Below are 10,640 nucleotides of genomic sequence, written 5' to 3'. Positions count from 1 at the left end.
CGTTTTCTGAGACGACCCCATATCGAAGGCCAGAAAGAGTTGCTGGGGATGTGGCTGGCCGAAAATGAAGGGGCGAAGTTCTGGCTGAATGTGCTGACAGAATTGAAGAATCGTGGCCTGAACGATATCCTCATTGCCTGCGTTGACGGCCTGAAAGGTTTCCCGGACGCCATCAACGCGGTGTATCCGGAGGCCCGCATCCAGCTGTGCATCGTGCATATGGTGCGCAACAGCCTGCGGTTCGTCTCCTGGAAGGACTACAAAGCCGTCACCCGCGACCTGAAAGCGATTTACCAGGCACCGACGGAAGAAGCAGGCCAGCAGGCGCTGGAAGCGTTCGCCGCAGCCTGGGACAGCCGCTATCCGCAGATAAGCCGAAGCTGGCAGGCAAACTGGGCCAACCTGGCGACGTTCTTCGCTTACCCGGCAGACATCCGCAAAGTCATCTACACCACCAACGCCATAGAATCACTGAACAGCGTGATCCGGCATGCTATCAAAAAGCGTAAGGTGTTCCCGACGGACGACGCGGTGAAAAAGGTGGTGTGGCTGGCAATCCAGGCGGCCTCACAGAAATGGACGATGCCGCTGAGGGACTGGCGTATGGCAATGAGCCGCTTTATTATCGAGTTCGGTGACCGCCTGGACGGTCACTTCTGAGAAAAGGCATTTACACAGAATCGTGTACAGGGTCCCCGCAACAGCTTCTATATCCCGTTAATGACACGCCTGCGTCCGATGGGGATCACCGTCGATGTTGAAACCGCAAACCGTTACGGCCTGCGCTGGCTGTACGATGTGGCCAATCAACGTAAGCATGAAACTATCCAGACCCGCCCCTGCGATCGCTGGGTGGAGGAACAGCAATCCATGCTGGCACTGCCACCGGAGAAAAAACAGTATGACGTGCAGGTTGATGAAAGCCTGATGACCTTCGACAGGCAGCCGTTGCATCATCCGCTCTCCATCTATGACACGTTCTGCAGAGGAGCCGCATGATGGTCGAACTGCAACATCAACGGCTGATGGTGCTTGCCGAACAGCTCCAGCTGGACAGTCTTATCGGCGCAGCGCCGGCGCTGTCGCAACAGGCGGTGGATCAGGAATGGAGCTACATGGACTTCCTGGAGCACCTGTTACATGAGGAGAAACTGGCCCGGCATCAGCGTAAACAGGCGATGTACACGCGGATGGCAGCCTTCCCGGCGGTAAAGACGTTCGAGGAGTACGACTTCACCTTCGCCACCGGCGCTCCTCAGAAGCAAATCCAGTCGCTGCGATCCCTGAGCTTCATAGAGCGTAACGAAAACATCGTGTTGCTGGGGCCATCGGGCGTGGGAAAAACGCATCTGGCGATAGCCATGGGCTACGAAGCAATACGGGCGGGCATCAAGGTTCGCTTCACAACAGCAGCGGACCTGCTGCTACAGCTGTCCACTTCACAGCGTCAGGGCCGTTACAAAACGACTCTCAATCGTGGTGTCATGGCCCCGAAGCTGCTTATCATCGATGAAATAGGTTATCTGCCGTTCAGTCAGGAGGAAGCCAAGCTGTTCTTCCAGGTCATCGCCAAACGTTACGAGAAGAGCGCGATGATCCTGACCTCCAACCTGCCGTTCGGGCAGTGGGATCAGACGTTCGCCGGTGATGCAGCGCTGACATCGGCGATGCTGGACCGGATCTTACATCACTCACACGTCGTGCAAATAAAAGGGGAAAGCTATCGACTGAAGCAGAAACGAAAGGCCGGGGTTATCGCTGAAGCTAATCCTGAGTAAACAAGGTGGATCAATATTAAACCGTTGGTGGTGGCGGTAAGTGGATCACTTTTTACCCGTTGTTGACACTGACTGCGATGATCTGTTTTGGCCATGCGGAACAAAATCCGATCATATTCAGCTATGTTGGCTTCGATGCGAGCAACGTGCTCCAGCAAATCATCAACACATTGCTGAACCTGAAGTGGTAAAGAATCTTTCTGTGCAGAAACCATGTGTCGCAGGGCATCTGTACTTTGTGGCGCGATGACGCCAAATTCAGATATCAATCCTCGTAGGCGATTATACGTTGCTGTTTTCTCTTCAATAAATCCCTGACGGGTGCGATGCAGGCACTGCATCGCCTGCTGGCTTTCATCCTTAACTGGCACAAACCGCATATGCGGTCGGCAGACTGCTTCGCAGATAGCCTGAGCATCAGCTGCATCATTTTTTCCTGATTTACCGGCCATGCGGTAAGGAGATACAAATTTAGCGGCCATCAGACGCGGCTCATGACCATACTGCCGGAACAGTCTTGCCCAGTAATGCGCTCCGGAACAGGCCTCCATTCCGATAACACAGGGCGGTAAACCAGCAATCAGCCCGGGAAGAGCGGTGCGGGTTACTCTGGATTTAATCAGAACAGCTTTGCCATTCTGGTCAACGCCGTGAACAGCAAACACATTTTTTACAAGATCGATACCGACTGTCGTGATGGTCATAACGAATCCCTCCGGGGCTGTGTTTACCCCATGATTGCACAAGACTTAATCAGGCGCATAATCAGGGGAAGTCCCTTCCATTCGTTAAGGTTGTCTTCTCCTGCCAGCAAAGATGAGCTTCTTCATGCCTTCCGGATTTAATGTTAATATTTTTAATAGGATGCAGGAACTCACGACCGAGGAGCTTGACGCGTCACTACGCACCTAACAGGTATATGGCAAAACCAGTGGGTATCCCCTTGCTGGCCGAACGTGCCACGCGGGAGCTGTAGCTTCGCGTCATGCTCCGGGAGTTTGAGTCACTGACCAAAGAGCAGATCCTGCAGCGCCTACAGACGCAGCTCACCACTGGCACCCCATGCAATGAAAGGAATTAGCCATTATGTCAGTGACGGCCACTATTACGAACGTGATGCGGATGGCCGTTATATAGAAGTACCTCGCCCGGCAGGCCTGTAGCTGCCAGAGCTCAGGTAAATTACCGGCTGCGCGCCAGCGCAGCCAGAATAGTGCGTTCAGAAATATTCAGGTAGGTTTCAAGGGTGGCAGCGGCGTTACCGTTTTCACCCGCTTTCAGCAACAAAATTATCCCCGCGTTTTTCTCCACATAGGGTGAATGCAGCATCTCTTTATCTGCCAGTTGACCAAAGGCCAGGCGTAATTCGGCTGAAATATGCTGGTAAAGCCGCATCAGACGCTCACTGTCTGAAAGTGCGACAATGGCTGCATGGAATTGCATATTCGCGGTGCCAACCTCCCCCCAGTTTTCCTCCCGCAAAGCGCGACGCGCCTCGTTAACAGCACGCTCCATCATGGTAATCGCCGGGTGGTATGGGTAAGCATTACGCAATGCATCACATTCAATCAACCGCCGGATGCGGTAAATATCTATGATATCGGCATCTGTGGGTACCGCCACACACACGCCCCGGTTTGGCTGGTAACGCAACAGCCCTTCCTGGGTAAGCAAACGAAAAACTTCACGCAACGTGTTACGGGAAATATCCAACTGGCTGGTTAATTCCCTTTCCGAGAGGCGGGCACCAGGCAGTAACTCTCCAGCAATAATTTTCTGACGTAATGCCTGAGCAATCATTTCACTCAGTACAGGCTCTGCAGGTTCTCTCATCTGCCTCTCACTAACGGGGGACAAGCGGCAATATTCCCATAATCCAGAAGAAGCAGCAACTTATCCTCACCCCTTCCCGGCATTATTGCTGGCATAGCCGCGAAGAACGCACCAGGCCGGTGCATGCAGTGCGTCATTGCTGTGCACAGTTGTTTTTGCGTGTTATCTCACTCTTTTAAAACCATGCATTAACAAATATTTTACATTCGTATTTTTTCCACTACGATCAATATTGTTCATCAATTTATCTATAATTGATGAACAATGAAATAACTTTAACCCAATAATGGAATGGTTTTTGCTTAACAACATGACATCCCCCCGACTGGAGTGCATGCAATGGCAGTTGATAACATCAATCAGCATAAAAGCTTTGTTCAAAACCGGCGTTCATCTCTTCTCGCCGCCATTTTTCTGATGGCGACTTCCGCCATTGGCCCGGGTTTTATTACTCAAACCGCCACCTTCACCGCCACCCTGGGTGTCGCATTCGCGTTCGGTATTCTGGCTTCTATCCTGATTGACTTTGTCGTACAGCAAAATATCTGGCGCGTGGTAACCCTGACACAAATGAATGCAGCAGAGGTAGCAAACCGGGCAATCCCGGGCAGTGGCTACCTGTTGGCTGTGTTGGTTATCTTTGGCGGACTGGTGTTCAACATTGGCAACATCGCGGGCGCCGGTTTAGGGCTGAATGCCTTGTTTGGCTTGAGCCCTAAACTGGGTGGGCTTATCAGCGCAGCTATTGCGATTTATATTTTTGCTTCACGCCGTGCTGGTGTAGCGCTTGACCGCATGCTTATTGCGCTGGGGGTTGTCATGATAGTGCTGACACTCTACGTGGCACTGGTTTCACACCCACCATTGGGCATGGCACTGCGTGAAACCGTGTTCCCCAGCAATATTAACTTTGCGGCAATCACCACTATTGTTGGCGGTACTGTCGGGGGTTACATCAGTTATGCGGGTGCTCACCGCCTGCTCGATAAGGGCATCAGCGGCAAAGAACACATCAAAGAAGTTTCTTCGGCGGCCAACCGCGGGATTATTGTGGTCGGCATCATGCGTTATGTGCTGTTTCTGGCTATTTTTGGCGTGGTTGCCAGTGGTGTCACCATTGATCTCTCCAGCCACAATGCAAACCCGGCTTCTCAGGCATTCCTGGCCGCAGCCGGTAATGTGGGCCTGCGTATTTTCGGTATTGTATTGTGGGCCGCAGCACTTTCCAGCGTGGTAGGCGCCGCATGGACATCCGTTTCTTTTATTTCCGTTTTCCGCCCGGGGATTACTGAGCGCCAGCGCAATATCGCCACTCTGATATTTATTGCATTCACTCTGGTTGTGTATCTGTGCCTGGGTACAGCCCCCGCAGCTCTGCTGGTGTTTGCTGGCGGGTTCAATGGCCTGGTGCTTCCCCTGGGGTTAACTTTATTCCTTTGGGTTGGCTGGCGCCGGGCAGACCTGATGGACGGTTACCGTTACCCACGCTGGTTGCTCTGGCTGGGGATGATAACCTGCATCATGACCTGGTATATGGCCATCATGTCGGTTTCCACTATTTTTAATTTCCTGAAAATTGCATAAGGCTGCCTATGAACACCATTGATATTAACAGCGATCTTGGCGAAAGCTTTGGTCAGTGGCATATGGGTGATGACGCACGCATGCTGACTGTGGTGAGTAGCGCAAACATTGCCTGTGGGTTCCATGCCGGTGACCCGGCCGGGATGCGGGCCACACTCAAAGCCGCCGCAGCCAACCAGGTGTGTTGTGGCGCTCATGTGGGTTACCCGGATATACAGGGCTTTGGCCGCCGGGAAATGAATATGGCAGATGACGACCTGACTGCTAGCGTAATTTACCAAATTGGCGCACTGGCGGGCCTCGCCCGTGCGGCGGGCACCAGAGTGAGTTATGTCAAACCCCATGGGGCGTTATACAACACAATTGCACACGACAGGCGCCAGGGCATGGCAGTCATTAATGCGATTAAAGACTATAACGCCAGTTTACCACTAGTGGTGCTTGCCGGTTCTCCTCTTGCACAGCTTGCTCGCGAGCAGGGGTTGCAGGTTGTGGCTGAAGCCTTTGCCGACCGGGCCTACCATCAGGACGGTACGCTAGTTTCACGCCGGGAAGCCGGTGCTGTGTTGCACGATACACAGGCCATTGCCAGCCGTATGGTGCAACTGGTGCGCGAAGGCGGTGTAGTGTCAGTTGAAAGTGTGTTCACGCCCATCTCTGCCCAAAGTATCTGCGTGCATGGTGATTCCCCTGGTGCCGTCGAGATGGCAATCAAAGTGCGGGCTGCACTGGAGCAGGAAGGTATCCAAATTGCGCCTTTTGCCCGGGAGAACAGCAATGAACATTAATTACCCTGCAACACCACAAGCACTGGAAGAGGCGGCACAGGCTCGCCTGCGTATTCGTAAGGGTTACGACAAACCCACCGCCGGGATGGCGCCAGGCATGACCCAAGTGAATATGATAGCCCTGCCACGCGACTGGGCATTTGATTTTCTGCTCTACGCGCAGCGCAACCCACAAAGTTGCCCGGTGCTTGATGTCCTCGAAGCCGGGCAATGCCACACTATGCTGGCAGCTGGAGGCCGTGTGGATACGGACATACCGCGTTACCGGGTATGGCGTGATGGTGAACTGGCTAAAGAAGTGACCGATGCCCGGGAAATCTGGCAAAGCCACCCGGACCTGGTCACTTTTTTGATTGGCTGCAGCTTCACATTCGAAACACCACTGATGCAGGCAGGCATTGATGTCCGCCATATCAGCGAAGATTGCAATGTGCCGATGTACCGAACCAATCGCCCCTGCCGTGAAGCTGGCAGGCTGAAAGGCGAACTGGTGGTCTCCATGCGGCCGGTTCCGGCTCATCAGGTTGCTGATGCCGTCACTATTACTGCCCGTTACCCGGCCGTCCATGGCGCACCGGTACATATTGGTGAACCGCAGGCGCTGGGTATTCAGGACATCAACAAACCAGACTTTGGCGACCCGGTGACACTCCGCCCTGGAGAAATACCAGTGTTCTGGGCCTGTGGCGTTACCCCACAGGCAGCAGTGATGGCATCACGGGTGCCATTTGCTGTAAGCCATGCCCCTGGCCACATGTTTATCACCGATATTCCGAACGCCGCCTGGCAACAATAATAAGGATGTAATGTGCGATTTTTACCTTGCAGCCTGTCCAGTTTTTTAGTGGAGCTGGGCACTCTTGATGACACGCTGGCTTTGTTCGCCGCCTTGCAGGCTGCGCCATTGTCAGGAGTGGAAGAGATCATTCCTGCAGCCCGTACCCTGCTTATCCATTTTGACCCAACTCTCACCCAGTGCCACCAGTTATCTGCTGCCATTCGCCAGCTCGATGGACAGATGCAAGCTCAGCGCACAGGTAAAGTAGTCACCATCCCCGTTCAGTATACTGGTGATGATTTGGCCGAGATGGCGGAATACCTCGGGTTGAGTGTTGAGGCGCTCATTCAGCGCCACACCGGCTCTTTGTGGCAGGTGGCCTTTTGTGGTTTTGCGCCAGGTTTCGCTTACCTTGTTTCTCGTGAAGCCGGTATCCAGGTTCCCCGCCGCGCAAGCCCCCGCACCCGTATTCCGGCGGGTTCTGTTGGGCTTGCCGGAGAATTCAGCGGTATTTACCCCCACGCAAGTCCCGGTGGCTGGCAAATAATTGGCCGCACCACAGAAACACTGTTTGCCCTGGACAGGCAGCCGCCCGCGTTATTGCAACCCGGCATGCAAGTGCAGTTTGTCGATGTCACGCGCGCCCCGGTCTGTGTGCCGGTGGTAAAACCACAGCCCCTCCAACAATCAGCTTCCGGTAGCGCAGTGATGTCAGTGATATCACCAGGTTTACAAACCCTGTTTCAGGATGCCGGGCGCGCAGGGCAGTCAAGCATGGGGATATCCCCTTCGGGTGCACTTGACCAGGCCGCTTGGCGGCGCGCCAACTGGCTGGTTGGCAACCCTGGTCACCTGCCCGCACTGGAAATTACTGCCGGTGGGTTCAGAGCCCGTATTTGTGCCCCAATGGTCGTTGCGCTAACAGGCGCGCCCTGCCCGGTCATGGTCACCCGTGCAGACGGCGCACATTTTACCGCCAGCACAGAAGCGCCACTGGCACTTGAAGCAGGCGACCAGTTACGACTGGGAGCGCCAGCACGCGGCGTGCGCAGTTACCTGGCACGCCGTGGCGGCTGGGCCGTTACACCACAACTGGGCAGTGCCTCACGCGACACGCTGGCACAAGTTGGCCCGGAACCGTTACAGGCTGGGGTTAAATTGTATGCAGGCACCACGCCGCCATACAGTGCGGTACAGCCTGCTGTCATCGGCCTGCCTTCATTACCGGCACCCGGCGAGACCATCACGCTGGATATCATCCCTGGGCCACGCTGCGACTGGTTCAACGACGAAGCGCTGGACCGGCTCACCAGCCAGTGCTGGCAAGTCACGCCACAATCTAACCGCATTGGCCTGCGGTTACAGGGCGAGTTACCGCTTACACGCAGTGACAACCGCGAATTACCCAGTGAAGGAACTTGCATTGGTGCCATCCAGGTTCCGGCGAACGGGCAACCGGTTCTGTTTCTGGCCGACCACCCGTTAACCGGTGGTTACCCGGTGATTGGTGCTGTCGCCCACTACCATCTTGATATTGCGGGCCAACTCCCGCCCAACTGCCAGATTCGCTTTCGGGCCATTCACCCTTTTACTGTTTTTGAGGAGTATAAATAATGAGCGCTGTTGCTACCGTTCCCCCACACAAAGTGCTCGTCGCGAACCGGGGCGAAATTGCGGTTCGCATTATCCGGGCCTGCCATGAATACGGTTTTGCCAGTGTCGCGGTCTATGCTGACCCGGACGTCGACAGCCTGCATTGCCGCCTGGCTGGTGAAGCCTGGGCATTACCCGGGTCCAGCCCGGCAGAGACTTACCTGAATATCGAACAACTGATCGACGTTGCCCGCCGCAGTGAAGCCACAATGGTGCACCCAGGTTACGGCTTTTTGTCTGAGCGGGCTGAATTCGCCCGTGCCGTGGAAGCCGCCGGGCTTATCTGGATTGGCCCACGCCCGGAAACCATCGAGCAATTGGGTGATAAAGTCCAGGCGCGGAAAATTGCCATGGCAGTTGGTGCACCGCTGGTTAAAGGTACGCCAGACCCGGTTTCTTGCGCGGAGGACGTTATCCGCTTTGCCGATGAACACGGCCTGCCCGTTGCTATCAAGGCTGCCTTTGGTGGTGGTGGGCGCGGGTTGAAAGTAGCGTGGTTTCGGGAGGAAATCGCCACACTTTACCAGTCAGCCGTCAGTGAAGCGCTGACAGCCTTCGGGCGCGGGGAGTGTTATGTTGAACAGTATCTCGACCGCCCGCGCCATATTGAAGCGCAGGTTATCGCCGACGAGCAGGGCCACGTAGTCGTGGTGGGTACCCGCGACTGCTCTCTGCAACGCCGCAACCAAAAACTGGTAGAAGAAGCCCCGGCGCCTTTTCTCAGTGCTGAAATCGAAGCACAAATTGCCAGTGCCGCGCAGTCCATTTGCCAGCGTGCCGGTTACCGCAGCGCAGGCACGGTAGAGTTTTTGCTGGGTGCCAATGGTGTGTTGTCGTTTCTTGAAGTCAATACCCGTTTGCAGGTTGAACACCCAATAACTGAAGAAACCAGCGGTCTGGATCTGGTCAAAGAACAGCTACGCGTTGCCCATGGGTTACCACTGAGTATTACCACACCACCAGTGCCGCGTGGCCACGCCATTGAACTGCGGATTAATGCAGAAGACCCGGCGAAAGGTTTTCTCCCGGTGCCGGGTACGATTACACGCTTTGATCTGCCAGGAGGACCAGGGGTACGCGTGGACAGTGGTGTCACCCATGGAGACACTATTTCTGGCTTCTATGATTCACTGATGGCGAAACTGGTCATTTGGGCACCAGACCGCGACCAGGCGCTGGCGCGTGCGCGCCAGGCAGTCAAAGCCTTTCGCATCGAAGGAGTGGCATCAGTGCTGCCTTTCCATGAAGCGGTACTCCATTCCCCGGATTTTACTAAAAGCTTTAGTGTTCATACGCGCTGGATTGAGACTGATTTTTCTGCTGAGCTTGCTGAACAGGTACGCCCTTTACCCCCAGGTAACTCCCCGCTACAACGTTGCTGGATTGAAATTGATGGGCGGCGCCATCAACTGGCTCTCCCGGCCAGTTTCCAGGCTGCCTCCGGTAGTGCTGTTCCGGCAAGTCTGGCTGAAACACCCCAGGCATTACAGGTTGCCGGTGCAGTAACTGCGCCCATCTCCGGCATTGTGCAGCGCTGGCTTAAAACTTCCGGCGAAACCGTCAGTGAAGGCGAGACTCTAGCAGTAATGGAAGCAATGAAGATGGAAGTACCGGTACTTGCTGCCCGCAACGGAGTGCTGTCAATCCAGATTGCTGCAGGAGAAAGCTGCCAGCAGGATGGTGTGTTGGGTAAGGTTACGCCCTGACCCAGGCGTTAACAGTTTATGGTTACAGCCACGCATTTGCGCCCTTCACGGCAAAAGTGCGTGGTAGCACGCATTACTGGTACGTTGCCTGTCGTTGTAATAGAGGTGTACGTCTATGAAAAAATTCTGCAGGCAATATCAGATATCAGTAGCGTCATGTTCGAAAAAGATTTTTAAAGTCACTTTTCCTGATTGTATTTCTTTAAAAATTTAATGAAGGTAAAGTTATTTAGCAAATTGCTGTGCCACCAGAATAATTTAGGTAATGCTGTCAACCTGTTGATGACTATTTTAATCTGTAGTCATTCAATCCTTGTAACATCAGGATGATCCTGGTGTCAGTGAAAATACGAAATCAACACGTTGGTATCATTACCCATTCTCTGAAATGAATGAACATGAAAGGGCCATTGTTGCTCATTCATTTATGAACAACAGCGCGTCCTATGCGCATCAGAAAATGAGGTAATGACTCCAACTTACTGATAGTGTTTTATGTTCAGATAATGCCCGATGACTT

The 10,640-nt window shown here is 54.1% G+C and carries 8 protein-coding genes and 2 pseudogenes; 8 read left to right on the top strand and 2 right to left on the bottom strand.

What is annotated here, in order from left to right; translation table 11 throughout:
* The 3 genes and pseudogenes from N6P30_RS23720 to istB all read left to right on the top strand — a co-directional run.
* The coding region (locus N6P30_RS23720) for an IS256 family transposase (protein WP_260629990.1) at positions 1–660 on the top strand (660 nt) is incomplete at its 5' end.
* Between the two features lie 24 nt (positions 661–684).
* Positions 685–999 (top strand): annotated as a pseudogene (locus N6P30_RS23715) (IS21 family transposase); the annotation flags it as partial.
* Entirely contained in the window at positions 996–1,778 is a 783-nt protein-coding gene (istB, locus tag N6P30_RS23710; RefSeq protein ID WP_032415729.1) for an IS21-like element ISSen3 family helper ATPase IstB, read from the top strand. The pseudogene N6P30_RS23715 and the gene istB, both read left to right, overlap by 4 nt.
* Before the next feature lie 32 nt (positions 1,779–1,810).
* On the opposite strand, the pseudogene N6P30_RS23705 reads toward istB, so the two are convergent.
* Positions 1,811–2,482, bottom strand: a pseudogene (locus tag N6P30_RS23705) (IS110 family transposase); the annotation flags it as partial.
* Positions 2,483–2,960: 478 nt separating this feature from the next.
* On the bottom strand, positions 2,961–3,611 hold the full coding sequence (locus tag N6P30_RS23700) for a GntR family transcriptional regulator (protein WP_004181705.1): 651 nt from the start codon (positions 3,609–3,611) through the stop codon (positions 2,961–2,963).
* 339 nt (positions 3,612–3,950) lie between these two features.
* Here N6P30_RS23700 and N6P30_RS23695 point away from each other — a divergent pair, with 339 nt between their 5' ends.
* From N6P30_RS23695 to N6P30_RS23675, 5 genes are read left to right on the top strand one after another with little or no spacing between them, the layout of a single operon-like run.
* Positions 3,951–5,195 carry an NRAMP family divalent metal transporter gene (locus tag N6P30_RS23695; RefSeq protein WP_004181707.1) on the top strand — a complete coding sequence of 415 codons (1,245 nt, stop codon included), beginning with the start codon at positions 3,951–3,953 and terminating at the stop codon, positions 5,193–5,195.
* A gap of 8 nt (positions 5,196–5,203) precedes the next feature.
* Positions 5,204–5,983 carry a LamB/YcsF family protein gene (locus N6P30_RS23690; RefSeq protein WP_040120125.1) on the top strand — a complete coding sequence of 260 codons (780 nt, stop codon included), beginning with the start codon at positions 5,204–5,206 and terminating at the stop codon, positions 5,981–5,983.
* Entirely contained in the window at positions 5,973–6,779 is an 807-nt protein-coding gene (locus N6P30_RS23685; protein WP_004187003.1) for a putative hydro-lyase, read from the top strand. Before N6P30_RS23690 ends, N6P30_RS23685 begins: the two co-directional genes overlap by 11 nt.
* Positions 6,780–6,791: 12 nt before the next feature.
* On the top strand, positions 6,792–8,375 hold the full coding sequence (locus tag N6P30_RS23680) for an urea amidolyase family protein (protein ID WP_004181711.1): 1,584 nt from the start codon (positions 6,792–6,794) through the stop codon (positions 8,373–8,375).
* On the top strand, positions 8,375–10,120 hold the full coding sequence (locus tag N6P30_RS23675; RefSeq protein ID WP_004187005.1) for an acetyl/propionyl/methylcrotonyl-CoA carboxylase subunit alpha: 1,746 nt from the start codon (positions 8,375–8,377) through the stop codon (positions 10,118–10,120). The genes N6P30_RS23680 and N6P30_RS23675 overlap by 1 nt, the downstream gene beginning before the upstream one ends.
* Positions 10,121–10,640: the final 520 nt, after the last annotated feature.

Source organism: Enterobacter sp. PL1 (assembly GCF_945957325.1).
Taxonomy (GTDB): Bacteria; Pseudomonadota; Gammaproteobacteria; order Enterobacterales; family Enterobacteriaceae; genus Enterobacter; species Enterobacter roggenkampii.
This window is presented reverse-complemented; position numbering and strand designations above follow the sequence as displayed.

Excerpts from the sequence above, each read along its gene's own strand:
- N6P30_RS23685 (WP_004187003.1), top strand. The coding sequence starts at position 5,973 with ATGAACATTAATTACCCTGCAACACCACAAGCACTGGAAGAGGCGGCA.
- N6P30_RS23675 (WP_004187005.1), top strand. The coding sequence starts at position 8,375 with ATGAGCGCTGTTGCTACCGTTCCCCCACACAAAGTGCTCGTCGCGAAC.
- istB (WP_032415729.1), top strand. The coding sequence starts at position 996 with ATGATGGTCGAACTGCAACATCAACGGCTGATGGTGCTTGCCGAACAG.
- N6P30_RS23690 (WP_040120125.1), top strand. The coding sequence starts at position 5,204 with ATGAACACCATTGATATTAACAGCGATCTTGGCGAAAGCTTTGGTCAG.
- N6P30_RS23695 (WP_004181707.1), top strand. The coding sequence starts at position 3,951 with ATGGCAGTTGATAACATCAATCAGCATAAAAGCTTTGTTCAAAACCGG.
- N6P30_RS23700 (WP_004181705.1), bottom strand. The coding sequence starts at position 3,611 with ATGAGAGAACCTGCAGAGCCTGTACTGAGTGAAATGATTGCTCAGGCA.